Consider the following 19,196-nt stretch of genomic DNA (forward strand, 5'->3'; position numbering starts at 1 on the left):
TCCAATGCTTGCTTAGACCCATCCTGCAATTGGATAACATTTTTAATAGACGTTAATCAAATGTTCAAGTACAAACCGTATAAAACTTGCATACATGCTGTTTAAAGCAGTACAGTTTGTACTTAGCATGTATATTTAAAATGCGAAACTTTAAAAATGACTAACGATAGCAACTTACGCATAGGTTATGGTGTTGATGTTCATGCCTTTGCAAGTGGTGATCACATCACCTTAGGCGGAGTCACTATCCCCTACCACGTGGGTCTGCGCGCCCATTCTGATGGTGATGTGGTCATTCATGCTTTAGTCGACGCCTTATTAGGCGCCTGTGCCTTAGGTGATATAGGCCAACATTTCCCCGATACGGAGAGTCGCTGGAAAGGCTGTAGCAGCCGGATTTTTTTAAAAGAGTCTGTCAGGATGTTGCAAGAAAGAAATTTTTCTATCGCTAATGTCGATATCACCGTTTTGGCAGAAGCCCCCAAACTCAGTCAATACCGAGAAGCAATAAGAGCCAATCTAGCCGACGATATGTCAATTGCCCTCAATCAAGTCAATATTAAAGCTACCACCACAGAAAAGCTGGGCTTTATTGGACGCAAGGAAGGGATAGCCGCTACGGCTATCGTACTTATACAGAAACAAGCCAACAACTAATATTGGTACCGAGAGTGGGACTCGAACCCACACGATGTCACCATCACCGGATTTTGAATCCGGCGCGTCTACCATTCCGCCATCCCGGCAAGGGGCGCACAGTATAACCAAAGCCTATGCTAAATCACAGATCTAGACTCGATTTCTTTAATTAATGGAGAAGCGAACAACTGCTCAATTAAAAGCCAATCACGCGACTTGGGTAAAAAATGCAGCTGGGATTTGTCTAAAATTAAAACAAAAATTGATTAGATAAATTAATAAGCTAATCCATTTCTAAACTTGCAATCAAAATCTTAATCCCTTATTGTTTTCTGTGGACTCAATCTGAAATAATATAAAATCATCTGTTATAACGCTAACTTGATCTTTTCAAGAAAGCTATCAACAATAAGGTCATGGGGAAACATGATCTAAGGGGTAAACAATGTACAACAATGACGCAGTTTTAACAGACAGTGTTCCCTATACTTTAACAAGGAAAAAGCAACTTCTTCTCGCCTCCATTATTTGCACCCTCGCCGCCATGTTTTACATGTATGAATTTATCTTACAAGTTTCTCCGGCAGTGATGACAAACGAATTGATGCGTGACTTAAATCTGAATGCCGCTAGTTTAGGCACCATGGCTGCATTCTACTACTATTCCTATACCCCAATGCAATTACCTGCCGGGTTACTCTATGATCGTTTTGGACCTAGACGCTTGATCACACTTGCAGTTTTAATCTGCGCCATCGGCGCTTTATTATTCGGCTCAACACATAGTGTTTTCACAGCATCAATAGGCCGGTTTTTTATGGGAATTGGTTCTGCGTTTTCATTTATTGGCGCTTTGCTTCTTGTTTCCCGTTGGTTTCCCCCACATTATTTCGCCTTACTGACAGGACTTGTGCAGTTAATGAGTTCAGTAGGTGCTATTGCAGGTCAAGTTCCTTTAGCCTCTGCGATTAATCATTGGGGATGGCGTTCAACCATTATGACTTTATCGCTTATCGGTGCTTTTTTAGCATTACTTATTTGGACAATTGTTCGTGATAGCCCTGAAACCGTTTCACAACGTCAAAAGTTTCAACGTTCGCCTAAAACAAATGAATTGAAACGCTTGAAACAAGTTTGTAATAATCGGCAAACCTGGTTCATTGCACTGTATTCTTTTGCTATATGGGCACCTATTACTGCATTTGCTGCGCTATGGGGCATTCCTTTTCTTGTTGCAAACTATGGCATTACGACAGAAGCAGCCTCAAAAGCAAGTGCTATGATTTGGCTAGGCATAGGAATAGGCAGTCCTTTATTCGGTTGGGTTTCAGATAAAATAAAATCTCGTTCTATCCCGCTCAGCCTCTCTGCATTACTTGGGATTATTAGCCTTAGTATCGTTATTTATGGCCCTCATCTACCCATCACCTGGCTATACATTACTTTATTTATTTTCGGTTTGGGGGCGTCCGGTCAAGCGTTATCGTTTGGTGTTGTCAAAGATAATAACCCTCCCTCCGTTGTGGGGACAGCCATTGGTTTAAATAATATGGCGGTCGTAGCGGGTGGCGCGTTATTCCAACCGCTTATAGGTATTTTATTATATTATAATTGGGGTGGTGCTATGCAGGACGGCAGACCATTCTATGGCGCAGCTGATTACCAAAAAGCACTTATTATTTTACCTTTGTGTTATATTTTAGCACTGATTGTCAGTCGCTTTTTACTTCGAGAAACCCATTGCAAACAACAGTTTCCTAATGAAACCGCTGCTACACTCTAAACATCCCTTTAAAAGCCTAGTATTTAAAATACTAGGCTTAAGAAAAATAATAATTTAATGACAAAACCTTTAGCCACACAAAAACCTACCTTGCTTGCAGCTATTATCTGTATCCTTGCGTCTTCGTTCTACATGTATGAGTTCATACTGCAAATTTCACCCGGCGTAATGACTCGAGAGCTCATTCACGATTTAGGGCTCAATGCTGTCGGTTTGGGCACGATGGCTGCCTTTTACTATTATGCTTACACACCCATGCAACTGCCCGCAGGTTTTTTATTCGATCGTTTTGGGCCACGACGTTTAATAACAGCCGCAACGTTTACCTGTGCAGTCGGTGCTTTAATTTTTGGAACAACCCATAGTATTGCTATTGCTTCGGCAGGTCGCTTTATGATGGGCATGGGTTCAGCTTTCTCATTTATAGGTACCTTAGTACTTGTTTCTCGTTGGTTCCCTGCTCGTTACTTTGCTTTTCTAACCGGATTAGTCGAATTAATGAGTTGTATAGGCGCCATTGTTGGTGAAACACCTTTAGCCATTGCGGTAGGTCATTGGGGATGGCGGCATACCATCATCACCTTATCTATGATAGGGATGGTATTAGCTGCCCTTATTTGGCTTATAGTGCGCGATAGTCCAGAGGTCGTATCTAAAGGTAAGAAATTTCAATCAACTTCAGACAAAACCTTTATACAAAGCTTAAGGCAAGTGGGCCGCAATAATCAAACCTGGTTTATTGCACTTTATTCTTTTATGGTATGGGCGCCTATTACTGCTTTTGCTGCTTTATGGGGAGTTCCTTTTCTTGTTGCTGCCTATGGTATTAGTACACAGGCCGCCTCAACCGCTTGTACCATGATCTGGCTTGCGATTGGGATTGGTTGTCCCATTCTAGGTTGGTGGTCAGATAAAGTAGGTTTGCGAGGTATGCCTTTAAAATTTGCGGCATGTCTTGGTATTATTGGTCTAATACCGGTTATCTACATTCCCCATCTTCCTTCATTTTGGCTTTATTTTTGTTTATTTTTATTTGGTCTAGCCGCCTCTGGGCAATCACTCGCTTTTGGGGTCGTCAAAGATAATAATCATGCGAATGTGGCTGGCACAGCCATTGGCATAAACAATATGGCAACTGTCGCCGGCGGTGCGCTATTCCAGCCAGTCATTGGCTTATTTCTACATCTCTATTGGAACGGCGCGACGCACAATGGCATACCTTTTTATGATGCTGCAGATTACCGTAAAGCATTTATAGTGTTACCGCTTTGTTATTTCTTTGCTTTTTTAATTGGGAAATTCTTGATACTAGAAACCCATTGTCAACCGCAACACAACGATGGCCCGTAGTAAAAGTAGCCAGCGTTGGCTTAAACAACACTTTAGTGACCCTTACGTAAAACGCGCGCATCAGGAAGGTCTACGTTCAAGATCAGCCTACAAGCTATTAGAAATACAAGAAAAAAATAAACTGATTAAACCAGGCATGGTGATCGTCGATCTGGGCGCAGCACCTGGGGGATGGTCTCAAGTAGCCGCTAAGTTAGTAGGTGAAAAAGGCAAAGTCTATGCACTCGATATTTTACCCATGCCACCTTTACCCGAAGTGGACTTCATACAGGGTGATTTTCGTGACGAAGCCGTTCTACAACAACTGCTAGATCACCTGCAACCTATACCGGTGGATCTTGTTATTTCAGATATGGCCCCCAATTTAAGTGGTATGCGAACTGTTGATCAACCCCGGGCGATGTGCCTTGCTGAATTGGCGCTGGATTTTGCCCAACGCGTATTAAAGCCAAAAGGTGGGTTTATTATTAAAACCTTTCAAGGTGAAGGCTTTGAAGCTTATTTACGATTGTTGCGGCAGCTATTTAAAACCGTTTCTATTCGTAAGCCAGCCTCTTCTAGAGGCGCATCAGCGGAAGTTTATTTAGTCGCTACCGGTTACCATTTACAAAATAATGGACTAAACTCCTGAGAGATTGCTGTAACATAAGCCTATTGCACCCTTCTCTATACTTATTTAAGAGCATTATAATAAATGAGAGTCCTAAAAACGGCAAAATTCCAAGTAATTTTATCATCTGTTTTTGTAAAAAATTCGCATCTTGAAGTACGAGCGGTATATAATGCCCTCTTTGTTTAGAATTACGAGGTAGTGTAGCTTGAACGACATGCTAAAAAATCTATTTCTTTGGTTGATCATTGCTGTCATCCTCATCTCTGTCTTTAACAATCTAGAGCCGCGTCATAATGCCGGAGAGCGTTTGACCTATTCTGAATTTCTACACAACGTTCAGCAGGGAAATGTACAATCCGTCACTATCCAAAGCAATCAGGTCATTAAAGGTCAACTACTGAGTGACAAAGCATTCACCAGCTATATGCCTATTACTGACCAATATTTACTACCTGAGCTGATCAAAAAAGGCGTCAACGTAAAAGGCGAACCACCGCAACAAGAAAGCTTTTTGATGCGCATTTTTATTAACTGGTTCCCAATGCTGTTATTGATTGGTGTCTGGATATTTTTTATGCGCCAGATGGGTGGCGCAGGCGGAAAAGGGGCTATGTCGTTTGGCCGAAGCCGCGCTCGATTGCTGGGTGAAGATCAAGTCAAAGTCACCTTTGCCGATGTAGCAGGCGCTGAAGAAGCCAAAGAAGAAGTCAGTGAGCTGGTTGAGTTTCTAAAAGATCCCGCTAAATTTCAAAAATTAGGCGGAAAGATACCTCGTGGGGTTTTATTGATGGGTCCTCCGGGAACCGGTAAAACCTTGTTAGCGCGCGCTGTCGCGGGCGAAGCAAAAGTGCCTTTCTTCACCATTTCAGGCTCAGACTTTGTTGAAATGTTTGTGGGGGTCGGTGCATCCCGTGTACGCGATATGTTTGAGCAAGCTAAGAAACAAGCGCCTTGCATCATCTTCATCGATGAAATCGATGCGGTAGGTCGTCATCGAGGCGCTGGTCTAGGCGGTGGGCATGATGAGCGTGAACAAACACTTAACCAACTTCTGGTAGAAATGGATGGGTTTGAAGGAAATGAAGGTGTTATCGTCATGGCAGCCACTAATCGTCCAGACGTTTTAGACCCTGCCTTATTAAGACCAGGTCGTTTCGACCGGCAAGTTATTGTTGGACTTCCCGATATCCGTGGCCGAGAACAAATCCTTAAAGTTCACCTGAAAAAAGTCCCTTATGGACAGGATGTGAACCCCGATATTATCGCCCGAGGAACACCAGGATTCTCAGGAGCCGATTTAGCTAACTTGGTCAATGAAGCCGCTTTATTTGCTGCACGTGAAAATAAAGCGACGGTCGATATGATCGATTTAGAAAAGGCTAAAGATAAAGTAATGATGGGCGCCGAAAGACGTTCCATGGTGATGAATGAAAAAGAAAAAGAGCTCACCGCCTATCATGAGGCTGGCCATGCCATTGTAGGTCGATTAGTCCCTGAGCATGACCCTGTCTACAAAGTCACTATTATTCCTCGTGGTAAAGCCCTCGGTGTTACCATGTTTCTTCCTGAAGAGGATCGATATAGCTATACCAAGCAACGCTTAGAAAGCCAAATCGCTAGCTTATTTGGTGGCCGAATCGCTGAAGCGTTAATTTTTGGCCCCGAGCAAGTAACTACCGGCGCCTCAAACGATATTCAACGTGCGACTGAGATTGCACGCAACATGATTACGAAATGGGGTCTTTCTGAACGTCTTGGTCCATTGACTTATCACCAAGATAATGACGAAGTCTTTTTAGGTCATCAAATTACTAAAAACAATAAATTCTCGGATGACACAGCACATTTAATTGATGAAGAAAGCCGAACCATCATCGATCGCAATTACAAGTTAGCTAAAGCAATTTTACAAGAAAACGAGAACAAATTACATATGATGGCGGAAGCGCTCATCAAATATGAAACGATTGATTCTGTTCAAATCGATGACATTATGGAAGGAAAGCCGCCTCGTGAACCACAAGGTTGGAGTGATAACGGGAATAAAGCAAAAAAAGTAGTTAGATCAAAAACTTCTGAAACGGATACAAAAATAGCGTCGGGACCAGACGCTGTTGATGGCGCTATAAGTTAGTTAATGGTTTAACTCTCTATGACAAGTCCAGCCCGGAAGTACTTTGGAACCGACGGAATACGTGGCAAAGTGGGTGATTATCCTATTACTCCGGAATTTGTCTTAAAACTTGGCTGGGCAATTGGTCGAGTCTTAGCAAATGGAGATAATAAAATCCTCATTGGCAAAGATACGCGTATTTCCGGCTACATGTTTGAATCCGCTTTAGAAGCGGGTTTATCTGCCGCTGGCGCCGATATATATCTTTTAGGGCCTATGCCAACACCTGCCATTGCCTACTTAACCGCTGACTTAGGCGCTCAAGCAGGTATTGTTATCAGTGCCTCACATAATCCTTATGATGATAATGGTATTAAATTTTTTTCGTATGCGGGAACTAAATTACCCGATAGCATTGAATGTGCTATTGAAGCACAACTCGACAACCCTCTCACTACCGTTGAACCGGCCAAATTAGGTAGAGCACATCGCATAGAAGATGCAAAATCCCGCTACGTTAACTTTTGTAAATCAACCTTACCAAAAAATACTAGATTCAATTCGTTCAAGATTGTGTTGGATTGCGCGAATGGTGCTACCTATCATATCGCGCCAGCCTTATTTTCTGAGTTAGGTGCTGATATAACCGTTTTAGGTGTAACCCCAAACGGATTGAATATTAATATGGATTGTGGTTCTACTCACCTAGGTATGTTACAAAAAACTGTCTTAGAAAAAAAAGCAGATATAGGCATTGCATTTGATGGCGATGGCGATCGGGTATTAATGGTAGACCATTGTGGCGAAATAGTGGATGGCGATGAACTACTCTTTCTACTTGCTCAGCATGGCGTTCACAGCAATACGGTTCAAGGCGGTATTGTAGGCACAGCGATGAGTAACCTAGGTTTAGAACAAGCGTTACAAAAATTAGGTCTCGCTTTTGTTCGTGCGCCCGTGGGTGACCGTTATGTTAATGAACATTTACAAGCAACGGGTTGGCAGTTGGGTGGAGAAGCATCGGGTCATATTATCTCTCGAAACCTGATAAAAACAGGTGATGGCATTATTATTGCTTTGCAAATATTAGTAGCACTTCAAGCAGCAAAACAATCACTTCACGCCGCTAAAAAAGGCATGCAAAAATTTCCGCAAAAATTAATCAACATCCCAGTAAAAAAACCCTTATTAACTGCTGAATCTGCTACGGTAAAAAAAGCCGTCGCAGAAGCAGAGAATAAGTTATCCACTCGAGGACGTGTTCTTTTACGTCCATCAGGCACAGAACCAGTTGTTCGTATCATGGTAGAAGGCGAAGATGCTCAACAAGTCCAAGGCATTGCGGAACAATTAGCTGAAATCGTTAAAACAGCATGATATTTCATATTGTTTTGAATGATAAAAATTAGAAACGCCTGTTATTCCACAGTAACTGACTTTGCAAGATTACGCGGTTGATCGACGTCGGTCCCTTTTAGAACAGCCACGTGATAAGCTAATAGCTGTAATGGGATAGTAAAAATTAACGGACCAATGACATCACCCTTTGTCTTTGGTAATACAATCGTTTCACAACCCTCCGCTTTTTCTTTTTCTAAAGGATCTTGCACAAATAAAATAACTTCTCCGCCCCGCGCACGTACTTCTTGAATAGTCGATTTTAATTTATCAATTAAAGCATTGGACGGTAACAATGCGATAACTGGCATATCGCTGTCTACTAAAGCAAGCGGCCCATGTTTCAGTTCGCCTGCTGGATAAGCCTCTGCATGGATATAAGAGAGTTCTTTTAGCTTAAGTGCACCCTCTAAAGCAACGGGGAAATAAACACCGCGCGCAATAAATAAGGTGTGTGGTTTATTTATAAATAGTTTAGCCAGTTGTTTAATGGGTGCCTCTAAGGTTAAAGTCTCTTCTAGAAGCTTGGGTAATGTACGTAATTGTGAAACCCATTCTTGTTCTCGCTTTTTATCCCAACCATGGTGCCGCCCCAACAGTGCTGTTAGTAAAAGCAAAACAGTCAGTTGTGTCGTAAAAGCCTTTGTAGAAGCAACTCCAATTTCGGGTCCTGCTCGTGTCAATAGTACAAAATCAGATTCATGTACCATCGCACTTTCAGGCGCATTACAAATCGTTAATGTTGCCGCATAGTTTTTAGTTTTTGCTTGTCGCAATGCTTCCAAGGTATCCGCCGTTTCTCCTGATTGTGACAAGGTAATAAATAAAGTATCTGGCTCAACTAAGGTCGGGTGATAACGAAACTCGCTTGCAATCTCAACTTGGCAGGGAAGTCCTACCCAACTTTCTAGCCAATACCTTGCAATCAAACCTGCATGATAACTGGTACCGCAAGCTACTATTTGTACTCGACGAATACTGCTAAGTTTATCAACTGCCTGAAAACCACACATTCCATCTAAAACCTGACTTTGAGAAATTCGCCCTTCTAACGCAGCACTGACCGCTTCAGGCTGTTCAAAAATCTCCTTTTCCATGAAATGGCTATATTTACCTTTATCTGTCACATCATGCTGTAAACTTGATTGATAAGGCGAGCGCTGCACCATTTGACCTTTACTGTCATAAAATGTCAGCTTATCAGAAGAAATCTGTGCGATATCCCCTTCCTGTAAATAAATAAATTGCTGTGTAACAGGTAGTAAGGCTAAATGATCAGAAGCAATAAAATTTTCACCCTTCCCTAGACCAACGACTAAAGGACTCCCTTTACGCACAGCAATCAAGCTGTCGGGTACTTGTCTATAGAGAAAAACCAGCGCAAAAGCGCCTTCTAATCGCTGTATTGTTTGCAGAACAGCGGATAAAAAATCCTTAGTTTTTTTAAGCTGTTGATCCAATAAATGGGCAATAATCTCAGTATCTGTTTCTGATTCAAACTGATAGCCCGCTTTTTTTAAATCCTGACGTAAGGATAAATAGTTTTCAATAATGCCATTATGAACCAATGCAATATCGGAGCCTGACATATGAGGGTGTGCATTCGCTTTGCTAGGCTTACCATGGGTAGCCCAACGTGTATGCGCAATACCGATCTTTCCTGATAAGGCTTCCGGTGTTATTGCTTTTTCTAAGCTCTCTACTTTACCTACAGTACGACGGCGCTGTAGTTGCTGATGGGAATCAAGTAGTGCAATACCAGCTGAATCATAGCCTCGATATTCGAGCCGTTTTAAACCCTCGATAAGGATAGGTACCACATTCCGTTGTGCTGTAGCTGCTACGATCCCACACATAGTAAACCTCTTTATTGAAATTGAATGTTGCTCTTTAGGCATTGCATAAATGCTACACCCATCAATATTATGAGTTAATCTTAGATTTCAAGCTAGTTTTTAAGCAATGAGACTTCAGTTACACTCTAAAGATGGATATAAATACTTGGATAAGGATAACAAAAAAAGAACTAATCTATAGGATTCTTCCCTTCACTTGCATTTTATGTAGTTAAGAAACAAAACAAGCCATTGATTTATGTATTGATTGTGAAAAAGATTTACCCTGGCTTAGCCATGTTTGTATTCACTGCGCCGCTCCATTGAGCATTGAAACAAACACTACTTGTGGAGCCTGTTTAAAGAAGCCTTTCCCTTTTTATAAAACCTGCATTCCCTTCTCCTACACGGGGGCAATAAGAAACCTCATCACTGGATTGAAATTCCAACAACGCTTACTCTATGCAACAATTTTAGGAAATTTACTAGCCGAACAGATCCGTTTAAGCTATCAAAAAGAGCACTTTCCACACTTAATTATCCCTGTTCCCTTACACAAAAAACGTCTTCGTCAAAGGGGGTTTAATCAAGTCATGGAAATTGCGAGATCCATCAATAAAAAATTAAATATTTCTCAAGTGAGTCGCTATGCTCCCGAAGAATTTCGGCCATCGTGTCCCCGAAATTCGTTCGCATGACGCGACTGAAATTAGGCCGCGATACGTCCTGCGTCCGGCACGCACTCACTCCTTCGGAGTTCATGCCCGTGCCTCCCACAAATGACTTTACGGCGTGATGCGTTTCCTGCTTCGCCCGTCAACGCACGCCTATCGCGGGCTCTTCGACTTCGCATTGCTTTCACAATGCTTTCCTGTCTCATCGATCGATTATAAAAGCTGTCTGCGCGTACGTAATACGCTGGCACAAAGTGAATTACCTGCTAACCAACGCCGTACTAACGTAAAAAATGCGTTTGCACTACAAATACACAAAAACCTATTAAACCAACATATTGCGTTGCTCGATGATGTGATGACCACAGGTCACACGCTCACCGAGCTAAGTCGCATTTTATATGATGCAGGTGTAAAAAGAATAGATGTATGGTGTTGTGCACGCACTTATTTAGACAGTTTTTAAACCTACTCTAGCTCTAGATTAAAGTACTACTTTAATACTCTTCGCGTTCCCGGTGACGATGACCGCCGCCATTTCCGCCGCCTGAACCACCCATACCGCCGCCTGAACGACGTCGTTGGTAGCCGCCGCCTGAACCGCCGCCGCCGCCGCCTGCGCGAGCGCCGCCGCCACGATTGCCGCCGCCACTGGAATCAGGTGGGTTTGCTTCTGAAACAGTAATTGAACGTCCTTCATGCACGCTGCCATTTAAAGCATCAATGGCACTTTTTGCCTCTTCCGGCGTATTCATCTCAACAAAACCAAAGCCTTTACTACGTCCGCTATGGAAGTCCCGAATGACCTTAACAAACTTTACTTCACCGTGTGGTTCAAAAAGCGCTCTTAAGCTATCGTCATCGACGCTATAGCTTAAACCACCTACATACAATCTTTTATTCACGCAAAACCTCCAAAAGGCTAAAAAAGGCCACCTATAAGCTAGCATCGTTCACACGTTTCTAACTAGCTCGTGGCATAGATAAACTAAACGTCCTCATCCTAACACAATAGCGCCCGCTAGGGTATATAGCGGATGATAAAACTTGAACGACTCCTATTGGAGCAAAAAGGCTTTTCGTCGCCCCGCCTGGCAAGCTGGGGAGGGCCTAAAAGCCCCTCTAGGCAAGGTCTCATTTAGCCCGACTTTCTACTCCAAAAAGCTGCGTAGCATCCAAGCATTCTTCTCATGGACTTCCATACGTTCGGAAAGCAAATCGACGGTCACTTGGTCTTCTGTTTCTTCTATCTGGGGTAATAATTCGCGTGCAAGGCGAACAATAATTTCGTGGTCACCCACCAGCTGACTGATCATTAACTTGGCCTTTACGGATCGCGCCCCAACGGATTCTTTAATCTTACTTAATTTGGCAAAATCCTCATAACTTGCGGGTACAAAAAAATCGAGTGCACGTATACGTTCAGCGATTTTATCGGCAGCATTCCAAAGGTCTATGTATTGCGCTTCAAATAAGCTATGTAATGGTTGAAACATAGGCCCTACTACGTTCCAATGAAAGTTATGTGTTTTTAAATACAACACATAATTATTAGCCAATAATTTGATTAGCCCATCGGCGGTTTTTTTCCTTTTTGTCTCAGTAAGTCCGATATTGAGCGTTTCTTTCATATTAGAACCTCCTAATCATTTAAAGTCTAAACTACGAATCCAAAACTAAACCTTTAGCGTTGAATTCGTATTAAATGTCTATTCAATATCACCATCGTCATCATCATCGTCGTCCTTGTCATCAGCAGCATTAGCTAAATTACTATTCTGCCTAATCAAATAATTTCTTCGCTGTAAATACGCATTACGTTGAAAAATATAAGGATCAAACGATACTTGCTTAATGGTTTGGTCAAAATCTAACAGTTGCGCCCTCGTATTAATAAAGCCTCCGGCCGCTAATCCATTACGCCACGACGTATCCTTAATATAAGGGTAGACAGAAAAAACGCCGTAATTTATGGGCCATGAAACCGCATCGCGCACGGTACTCGGGCCTAAAATCGGCACCACAAAATAAGCAGATGATCGGTAACCCCATTTTGCCAGGGTCAAACCAAAATCCTGGGAATGAGCAGGCAAATTCATGTGGCTCGCTACATCAACAAGCCCACCTATGCCTACAGTTGTATTAATCACTAATCGCCACGTATCTGCCGTTGCCGTATAAAAATCAGCTTGTAATAAGTCATTAATAATAGCAGGAACTTGTCCTAAATTATTAAAAAAGTTACTAATTCCCTTCGTTACCGGCCACGGCAAAACAGTTTTATATACCGTAGCAACCGGCTTTAAAAAAATAGTGTCTAGCGTCTGATTCAATTTGAAAGCATGGCGATTGTAGTTTTCATACGGATCGTTACCTGCATCTTCTGCAAACGCCGGCAAAGCGACTAATAATAGTAAGCATAATCCTAACCGTTTGTTAGCCATAACCTGCACTCGCCTCTTTCGCATACTCTTCACACTTGAATTTTCGGCAGCGTTGCTGAAAATTCCATTGCTATGAGTCTATTTATAATTTTAATTAACGCACTCATCTAAATATTTTTCTGCATCCAATGCGGCCATACAGCCTGTACCTGCAGAAGTCACCGCTTGGCGGTAAACAGAATCCGCCACATCACCTGCAGCAAAAACACCTGGTATGTTTGTTAGCGTTGCAGCCCCTTGGCTACCTCCTTTAACAAGAATATAACCATTTTCCATTTTTAATTGATCTTGGAATAAACCCGTATTCGGTGTGTGCCCAATCGCAATAAAAACACCATGTACGGCTAATTCGCTTAAGTCCTGTGTTTTGACATTTTTTATCTTTACGCCATTAACACCTTGCTCATCACCCAAAATAGTTTCTACGACACTGTCTAAAACTAAGGTGATCTTTCCCGCTTTTACTTTAGCCATCAATTTATCAATTAAAATCTTTTCAGAACGAAACGTATCTCTTCTATGGATGAGCATCACATGGTCTGCAATATTTGCCATATAGAGTGCTTCTTCAACCGCTGTATTACCGCCACCAACAACCGCTACTTTTTGACCTTTGTAAAAAAAACCATCGCAGGTAGCGCAAGCTGAAACACCTTTGCCCATAAACTCTGTTTCTGAATCTAAACCTAAATATCTAGCTGAAGCACCCGTAGCAACGATCAAAGCATCGCACTGATAAGTGGCTTGATCCCCTTTTAAGGTAAAAGGCTTTTTGGAAAGATCAACCGCATTAATTTGATCAAACACCATTTGGCTTTCAAACCGCTCAGCATGCTTTAACATACGCTCCATGAGTGCTGGCCCTTGCAGACCTTCTACATCGCCCGGCCAATTATCAACATCCGTAGTGGTCATTAACTGTCCGCCTTGTTGCATACCTGTAATAACAAGGGGATTTAAATTAGCACGCGCCGCATAAATAGCAGCTGTATAGCCCGCAGGCCCAGAACCTAAAATAATTAAACGATGTTTTTGAACTTTATTCATACCTATTCACTTTAGGGCAAAACCCAAGATAATAAAAATATTGTTATAATCACAGCAATGGGATTTTTGACAAGGTGCCACGAGAACAACGCAACCTTCGTTTCTACAACGTACATAAGGATTGCGAGACTAGTGGGAACGCAGCCAAAAATTCAAGTGCTAAGAGTATATAATCAAAATATCTAAGCAAAGTATAACAATACCTTACTATAAATAGTATCCATCACCTCTTGCCAGGCTAGCGCATCTTGTGCACCTTCTGCAGGTATGTATTATTAAGGAGCACCCTTGAAACGACGAACCAAAGCTGAAGAAGCTTCGCATCTCACTCTCATGCAACGCTTGCGTGAAGGACTATTAATTGCCAGTATTGCCATGGCGCTTTTTTTAGTGCTGGCTTTATGGACGTATCATCCCGGTATTCATAACAAAGCATCCATGAATATTGCGGGCCGCTTAGGTGATACATTGGCCCATTTATTTTTTAATGGCGTCGGTTCATTAGCTTACCTTTTCCCGGTATTGCTACTGTATAGCGGATGGCAAGGCTTTAAAGGACGATTCAATACCAATATAAGCTATTCATTTTTAACATTACGGTTATTCGGATTTATTGTTGTTTTCATCGCTGCTTGTGGACTCGCTAGCCTTCATAGTACACACGCTGTTCATGGCTATACACCCGGCGGTCTCTTAGGCGCAATTGTCACAAAAAATTTTATTGCACAATTCAATGTAGTTGGTAGTACAGTATTCTTATTGGCTTTATTATTGGCCAGTACAACCCTTGCCACAGGCTTTTCCTGGCTGAATAGCTTGCATAAACTAAGCCAACAAGCCACTGCATTATTGTCACAAGGCTATGAAACAATAAAACGACTTTTCAACCACCTAAAAAAAAGTTTAGCCAAAAAAGAAAAAACGCCTATTGATAGCATGCAGAAGCCAAAACTAAATATCAATAATAAGCCGTTAGCGCCCCACTCAAATTCAATCACAATCTCACCTTTCCAAGACGCTGATCTTCCTAGCTCCTCACCTTCTATCCCTATTAAGCCCTATTCCCCTCCGGTAACGATCATTCCGAGTAAAAAGGTAAGCACTAGCGCGGCGCTTCCTTCATTAAACTTATTAGATCCAGCAGAGGCTTCTAGTAAAGAAGGTTACTCACGTGAAGAATTAGAGCGCCTGTCACGTGATGTTGAGCTGCGCTTAAAAGATTTCGGCATACAAGTACACGTGGTTGCTGTACATCCAGGGCCTGTTGTCACACGTTTTGAAATGGAACTTGCTGCAGGTATTAAAGTAAGCCGTATTACAGGTCTTGCCAAAGATCTTGCGCGCTCCTTATCCGTTGTCAGCGTTAGAATCGTGGAAGTTATTCCTGGGAAATCCGTGGTAGGTTTAGAAGTCCCCAATAAACACAGAGAAATCGTTCGTTTAAGTGAGATATTAACCTCTAACCCCTACCAACAAGCCCGCTCTCCTCTTTCACTTGCGCTAGGAAAAGATATTGCTGGCCATCCCGTTATTGTTGATCTAGGAAAAATGCCACACTTATTAGTCGCTGGTACGACAGGCTCTGGAAAATCTGTCGGTCTAAATGCGATGCTACTAAGTATTTTATATAAAGCAATGCCGCAAGAAGTCCGATTGATCATGATAGATCCTAAAATGTTGGAACTTGCTATCTATGAAGGCATTCCCCATCTTTTAGCGCCTGTTGTTACCGATATGAAAGAAGCCGCCAATGCTTTACGTTGGTGTGTCGCTGAAATGGAACGCCGTTATAAACTCATGGCGAATCTTGGCGTGCGAAACTTAGCGGGTTTTAACCAAAAGATACAAGAAGCACAGGCTAAAGGCCGTCCTATCCATGATCCCTTTTGGACACCGGAGCAAGGCGGACAAGCTGAACCCTTAATGCAACTCCCTTATATTATTGTCTTAATTGACGAATTTGCCGATATGATGATGGTTGTAGGCAAGAAAGTGGAAGAATTGATTGCTAGAATTGCGCAAAAAGCACGAGCGGCGGGTATCCATTTAATCTTAGCCACACAAAGACCTTCTGTTGATGTCATTACGGGATTAATCAAAGCAAATATTCCTACTCGAATCGCTTTTCAAGTTTCTTCTAAAATTGATTCACGCACTATTCTCGATCAACAAGGCGCTGATCAATTACTCGGTCACGGAGATATGTTGTATTTAGCGCCGGGTACTGGTGTGCCTATTCGTGTGCATGGTGCTTTTGTTGCTGACCAGGAAGTACATGATGTGGTAAACGCCCTGAAACAATCTGGCACGCCCGAATACATGTTGGATCTAACACAAGCGGCGCTTGAAGCATCTGATCCTTACGCAGAGTTTGCAGATAATCATGGGGGAGAAAAAGATGCTTTATACGATCAAGCCGTACAAATCGTATTAGAAACACGACGCGCTTCTATTTCTAGTGTACAACGACGACTGAAAATTGGTTATAACCGCGCCGCTCGTTTAATGGAAGATATGGAAAGAGCAGGACTTGTTAGCGCCATGGAGAATAATGGCAACCGGGAGATTTTAGTACCTGATAGGCTTAATGAATAAAAACTTAAGCGGAACAACGTAGCAAATAGGTTGTTCCGCTTAATATCACTTTTTAACTAACACCTAACTTATATTCAATTAATCCTAATTTCTTTATTTCATCCCTTTCAGCACGTAACTCGTTTAATGTTAATAGTAACTTTTCTTTTCCAAACGCATTATGCTGAATATTTTTCACTATACTTAATTGGCCTTTAGCATCCACCTGGCTAGGGAAAGAAAATATCAAATCCTCATCAATGCCGTATTCGCCTTTAGAACAAAACGCGATTGAAAAATAATCATCCTGTTTAGTTTCGTGTGTCAAATGATAAACACTTCCAACCACCGCATTAGCCGCTGATGCCGCAGACGATGCACCGCGCGCTTTTATAACCGCTGCACCACGCTTTTGCACTAAGGAAATAAAATCATTTTGTAGCCAATTTTCGTCTGAAATAGTTTCAATAACGGGCTTACCACTAATTTTCGCATTATAAAAATCAGGGTATTGTGTTGAAGAATGGTTACCCCAAATAGCCAATTGACTAACTTCTTGTACTGATACACCTGCCTTTTTAGCCAGCTGCGATCGTGCACGATTTTCATCTAACAAAGTCATCGAAAAAAAACGATCTTTAGGCACATCCGGCGCATGATGCATAGCAATCAAACAATTCGTATTACAAGGATTACCCACAACGAATGTTCTCACATCATCGGCCGCATAATCATTAATAGCCTTACCTTGTGGCGCAAAAATGCTTCCATTTATTTTCAGTAAGTCCGCACGCTCCATACCCTCTCTACGTGGCATAGACCCGACTAAAATAGCCCAATTAGCGCCTTGCATCGCTTCATTAAGTTGGCTAGTACAAACAATTTTTTCTAGTAATGGAAAAGCGCAATCATCTAATTCCATTGCAATACCATGCAATGCCGGTAGACTTTTCTCTAGCTCTAATAGATGAAGCTTAACGGGCTGATCCGGACCAAACATCTGTCCTGAAGCAATGCGAAACAATAAAGCATAACCAATTTGTCCTGCCGCGCCGGTCACTGCAACCGTGATTGATTTTTTTAGCATACAAGCTCCTTACTTAGTCGTGTTGTTTTAAACGAAATAATTGGCCCAGGAATGGGATTTATCACCCACCGCTAAAAATGCGGCATTACGTAACGAAGGCTTGGTATTATAACGTAATATCCGGCCTTGGGAATCAATAAGGGTACCACCCGCTTCCTTAAGAATACATTGGCCCGCCGCCGTATCCCACTCACTGGTGGGACTAAAGCGCGGATAAACATCTGCAAAGCCTTCCGCTAACCAACAAAATTTTAAAGCGCTCCCACAACGTATCAGACTTAGTGCGGGGAACTGGGCAAAAAAATTCTGTAGTGAATCCGCTCCATGCCGACGACTAACCGTAATAATAAGGGGAGAGTCTTTTTTCCATGCGGCAGTCTGCAGTAACTCGGCCTCTTGTGCTGCTATTTGTTTAAACGCGCCTTGATCCGCTCCCGCAAAATAACAGAAATCAAATGCGGGTGCATAAACAACGCCGAGTGTAGGTACATGATTCTCAATCAAAGCGATATTTATCGTAAACTCGCCGTTTTTTTCTAGGAATTCTTTAGTGCCGTCCAGTGGATCAATAAGCCAGTATCGCTGCCAATGCTGGCGCTCTGCAAAATCAGTAGTCGTTAATTCCTCTGAAAGAATAGGTATTTCAGGTGTTAACTGTTTTAACCCTTGGGAAATTGTCTGATGTGCGGCCATATCCGCCGCTGTGACGGGCGACTTATCGGCTTTATATTCTACTGTAAAATCACTATGATAAATGCTAAGTATCTGCTTCCCCGCTTGTTTAGCGAGAGAAACAACATTAGAAAGTAAAGAATTCATGTAATAAGTATATATTGATATTTTTATGAAACAATCACCTAGCAATTATTTCGTCATCGTTCCAGCCGCAGGCGTCGGTACTCGCATGAAAAGCGATATCCCTAAACAATATCTAAGCGTAAAAGGTAAGTGCATTCTTGAATATACCTTAAACACCCTGCTTAACTATTCAGCATTCGAAAAATGCGTGGTCGTTATCAATGCGCGTGATAAGAATTGGCCTTCTATAAAGCTTAATCACCCTAAATTAATAACAACCACGGGAGGCAACGAACGTGCTAATTCTGTATTTAACGGATTAGTCGCGCTCAAACCTTTTATTAAGGAAAACGATTGGGTGCTCGTCCATGATGCCGTTCGCCCTTTTTTGCATTCCAGCGACATTGATAAGCTTATTAGTGAAATAGGCGATGATCCACTAGGTGGCTTGTTAGGATCGCCCTTAAAAAACACCATTAAACGTATTGAGGATAAACATTGTCTTGAAACACTGGATCGACAAAAATTATGGCAAGCATTAACACCACAAATGTTCCGCTACCATTGGCTTTTTAAAGCACTGAATTCTGCAGTCGAAAAACAACAAACTATCACAGATGAAAGTAATGCTATTGAGTTATTAGGAAAGCATCCAAAAATCATTGAGGGTCGTTCGGATAATATAAAAATTACTGATAGCTATGATTTGGCTTTCTTTGACTATTGCCTCCATACACGACAGGATTTGTTAAGTTTCTGAAAAAACGGTAAATTAACTAGATTAAAAGAAAGTTTCGAGAATGGATTTAAGATTACTTTAAGAGAAAAGAAGCATAATGGA

At 42.0% G+C, this 19,196-nt stretch carries 17 protein-coding genes, 1 tRNA gene and 2 pseudogenes; 11 read left to right on the top strand and 9 right to left on the bottom strand.

The features are described from left to right. The first annotated feature begins 156 nt into the window (after positions 1–156). Positions 157–657, top strand: coding sequence for a 2-C-methyl-D-erythritol 2,4-cyclodiphosphate synthase (gene ispF / locus KX723_RS07495; protein ID WP_218813754.1), 501 nt, complete (start codon positions 157–159; stop codon positions 655–657). A gap of 3 nt (positions 658–660) precedes the next feature. On the opposite strand, the gene KX723_RS07500 is transcribed toward ispF, so the two are convergent. Further along, a tRNA-Leu gene (locus KX723_RS07500) sits at positions 661–746 on the bottom strand. Positions 747–1,084: 338 nt separating this feature from the next. Here KX723_RS07500 and KX723_RS07505 point away from each other — a divergent pair. The 5 genes from KX723_RS07505 to glmM all read left to right on the top strand — a co-directional run bounded on the left by KX723_RS07505 (position 1,085) and on the right by glmM (position 7,875). Next, positions 1,085–2,422, top strand: coding sequence for an MFS transporter (locus KX723_RS07505; RefSeq protein WP_218813755.1), 1,338 nt, complete (start codon positions 1,085–1,087; stop codon positions 2,420–2,422). Positions 2,423–2,479: 57 nt separating this feature from the next. Next, positions 2,480–3,772, top strand: coding sequence for an MFS transporter (locus KX723_RS07510; RefSeq protein WP_218813756.1), 1,293 nt, complete (start codon positions 2,480–2,482; stop codon positions 3,770–3,772). Further along, the gene (rlmE, locus tag KX723_RS07515; RefSeq protein ID WP_218813757.1) at positions 3,762–4,403 is read left to right on the top strand and encodes a 23S rRNA (uridine(2552)-2'-O)-methyltransferase RlmE; all 642 of its coding nucleotides are present in this window, start codon (positions 3,762–3,764) and stop codon (positions 4,401–4,403) included. The genes KX723_RS07510 and rlmE overlap by 11 nt, the downstream gene beginning before the upstream one ends. A 187-nt stretch (positions 4,404–4,590) precedes the next feature. Continuing rightward, positions 4,591–6,519 carry an ATP-dependent zinc metalloprotease FtsH gene (gene ftsH, locus KX723_RS07520; RefSeq protein ID WP_218813758.1) on the top strand — a complete coding sequence of 643 codons (1,929 nt, stop codon included), beginning with the start codon at positions 4,591–4,593 and terminating at the stop codon, positions 6,517–6,519. An 18-nt stretch (positions 6,520–6,537) separates the two neighbouring features. Continuing rightward, a complete protein-coding gene (gene glmM / locus KX723_RS07525) occupies positions 6,538–7,875 on the top strand; it encodes a phosphoglucosamine mutase (protein ID WP_218813759.1) in 1,338 nt (445 codons plus the stop codon). A gap of 41 nt (positions 7,876–7,916) precedes the next feature. Here the strand turns inward: glmM and glmS are convergent, their stop codons facing one another. Beyond that, complete coding sequence (gene glmS, locus KX723_RS07530) at positions 7,917–9,752, bottom strand: glutamine--fructose-6-phosphate transaminase (isomerizing) (RefSeq protein WP_218814984.1); 1,836 nt, start codon at positions 9,750–9,752, stop codon at positions 7,917–7,919. A gap of 416 nt (positions 9,753–10,168) precedes the next feature. Here glmS and KX723_RS07535 point away from each other — a divergent pair, with 416 nt between their 5' ends. After that, a complete protein-coding gene (locus KX723_RS07535; RefSeq protein WP_218813760.1) occupies positions 10,169–10,429 on the top strand; it encodes a ComF family protein in 261 nt (86 codons plus the stop codon). 11 nt (positions 10,430–10,440) lie between these two features. Here the strand turns inward: KX723_RS07535 and KX723_RS07540 are convergent, their stop codons facing one another. Further along, a complete protein-coding gene (locus KX723_RS07540) occupies positions 10,441–10,611 on the bottom strand; it encodes a hypothetical protein (RefSeq protein ID WP_218813323.1) in 171 nt (56 codons plus the stop codon). Here KX723_RS07540 and KX723_RS07545 point away from each other — a divergent pair. Then, complete coding sequence (locus tag KX723_RS07545; protein WP_218813761.1) at positions 10,584–10,871, top strand: ComF family protein; 288 nt, start codon at positions 10,584–10,586, stop codon at positions 10,869–10,871. The genes KX723_RS07540 and KX723_RS07545 overlap by 28 nt on opposite strands. 31 nt (positions 10,872–10,902) lie before the next feature. On the opposite strand, the gene KX723_RS09775 is transcribed toward KX723_RS07545, so the two are convergent. The 4 genes from KX723_RS09775 to trxB form a co-directional block, all read right to left on the bottom strand. Next, on the bottom strand, positions 10,903–11,310 hold the full coding sequence (locus tag KX723_RS09775) for an RNA recognition motif domain-containing protein (RefSeq protein WP_281421140.1): 408 nt from the start codon (positions 11,308–11,310) through the stop codon (positions 10,903–10,905). 246 nt (positions 11,311–11,556) lie between these two features. Further along, positions 11,557–12,036 (bottom strand): Dps family protein, encoded by a 480-nt coding sequence (locus KX723_RS07555; RefSeq protein WP_218813762.1) that lies wholly within the window; start codon positions 12,034–12,036, stop codon positions 11,557–11,559. Positions 12,037–12,114: 78 nt separating this feature from the next. Further along, positions 12,115–12,849 carry an MlaA family lipoprotein gene (locus tag KX723_RS07560; protein ID WP_218813763.1) on the bottom strand — a complete coding sequence of 245 codons (735 nt, stop codon included), beginning with the start codon at positions 12,847–12,849 and terminating at the stop codon, positions 12,115–12,117. 90 nt (positions 12,850–12,939) lie between these two features. Continuing rightward, positions 12,940–13,896, bottom strand: a complete 957-nt coding sequence (trxB, locus tag KX723_RS07565) for a thioredoxin-disulfide reductase (protein WP_218813764.1) — start codon at positions 13,894–13,896, stop codon at positions 12,940–12,942. A 375-nt stretch (positions 13,897–14,271) separates the two neighbouring features. Here trxB and KX723_RS09895 point away from each other — a divergent pair. Together KX723_RS09895 and KX723_RS09900 are read left to right on the top strand one after the other, a co-directional pair. Further along, positions 14,272–14,661, top strand: a pseudogene (locus KX723_RS09895) (DNA translocase FtsK 4TM domain-containing protein); the annotation flags it as partial. Positions 14,662–15,000: 339 nt separating this feature from the next. Further along, positions 15,001–16,491, top strand: a pseudogene (locus KX723_RS09900) (DNA translocase FtsK); the annotation flags it as partial. A 52-nt stretch (positions 16,492–16,543) separates the two neighbouring features. Here the strand turns inward: KX723_RS09900 and KX723_RS07575 are convergent. Together KX723_RS07575 and cysQ are read right to left on the bottom strand one after the other, a co-directional pair. Further along, on the bottom strand, positions 16,544–17,557 hold the full coding sequence (locus tag KX723_RS07575) for a malate dehydrogenase (protein ID WP_218813765.1): 1,014 nt from the start codon (positions 17,555–17,557) through the stop codon (positions 16,544–16,546). Between the two features lie 27 nt (positions 17,558–17,584). Then, on the bottom strand, positions 17,585–18,376 hold the full coding sequence (gene cysQ, locus KX723_RS07580) for a 3'(2'),5'-bisphosphate nucleotidase CysQ (protein ID WP_218813766.1): 792 nt from the start codon (positions 18,374–18,376) through the stop codon (positions 17,585–17,587). A gap of 25 nt (positions 18,377–18,401) precedes the next feature. Here cysQ and ispD point away from each other — a divergent pair, with 25 nt between their 5' ends. Continuing rightward, on the top strand, positions 18,402–19,115 hold the full coding sequence (gene ispD / locus KX723_RS07585) for a 2-C-methyl-D-erythritol 4-phosphate cytidylyltransferase (RefSeq protein ID WP_218813767.1): 714 nt from the start codon (positions 18,402–18,404) through the stop codon (positions 19,113–19,115). Positions 19,116–19,196 lie beyond the last annotated feature (81 nt).

Source organism: Rickettsiella endosymbiont of Dermanyssus gallinae, assembly GCF_019285595.1.
Taxonomy (GTDB): domain Bacteria; phylum Pseudomonadota; class Gammaproteobacteria; order Diplorickettsiales; family Diplorickettsiaceae; genus Rickettsiella_B.

Bases quoted from the DNA above. Each gene is read 5' to 3' on its own strand.
- trxB (WP_218813764.1), bottom strand. From the start codon at position 13,896: ATGAATAAAGTTCAAAAACATCGTTTAATTATTTTAGGTTCTGGGCCT.
- ispD (WP_218813767.1), top strand. From the start codon at position 18,402: ATGAAACAATCACCTAGCAATTATTTCGTCATCGTTCCAGCCGCAGGC.
- KX723_RS07540 (WP_218813323.1), bottom strand. From the start codon at position 10,611: ATGAGACAGGAAAGCATTGTGAAAGCAATGCGAAGTCGAAGAGCCCGC.
- KX723_RS07505 (WP_218813755.1), top strand. From the start codon at position 1,085: ATGTACAACAATGACGCAGTTTTAACAGACAGTGTTCCCTATACTTTA.
- rlmE (WP_218813757.1), top strand. From the start codon at position 3,762: ATGGCCCGTAGTAAAAGTAGCCAGCGTTGGCTTAAACAACACTTTAGT.
- KX723_RS07555 (WP_218813762.1), bottom strand. From the start codon at position 12,036: ATGAAAGAAACGCTCAATATCGGACTTACTGAGACAAAAAGGAAAAAA.
- KX723_RS07510 (WP_218813756.1), top strand. From the start codon at position 2,480: ATGACAAAACCTTTAGCCACACAAAAACCTACCTTGCTTGCAGCTATT.
- cysQ (WP_218813766.1), bottom strand. From the start codon at position 18,376: ATGAATTCTTTACTTTCTAATGTTGTTTCTCTCGCTAAACAAGCGGGG.
- glmS (WP_218814984.1), bottom strand. From the start codon at position 9,752: ATGTGTGGGATCGTAGCAGCTACAGCACAACGGAATGTGGTACCTATC.
- KX723_RS07575 (WP_218813765.1), bottom strand. From the start codon at position 17,557: ATGCTAAAAAAATCAATCACGGTTGCAGTGACCGGCGCGGCAGGACAA.
- glmM (WP_218813759.1), top strand. From the start codon at position 6,538: ATGACAAGTCCAGCCCGGAAGTACTTTGGAACCGACGGAATACGTGGC.
- ispF (WP_218813754.1), top strand. From the start codon at position 157: ATGACTAACGATAGCAACTTACGCATAGGTTATGGTGTTGATGTTCAT.
- KX723_RS07560 (WP_218813763.1), bottom strand. From the start codon at position 12,849: ATGGCTAACAAACGGTTAGGATTATGCTTACTATTATTAGTCGCTTTG.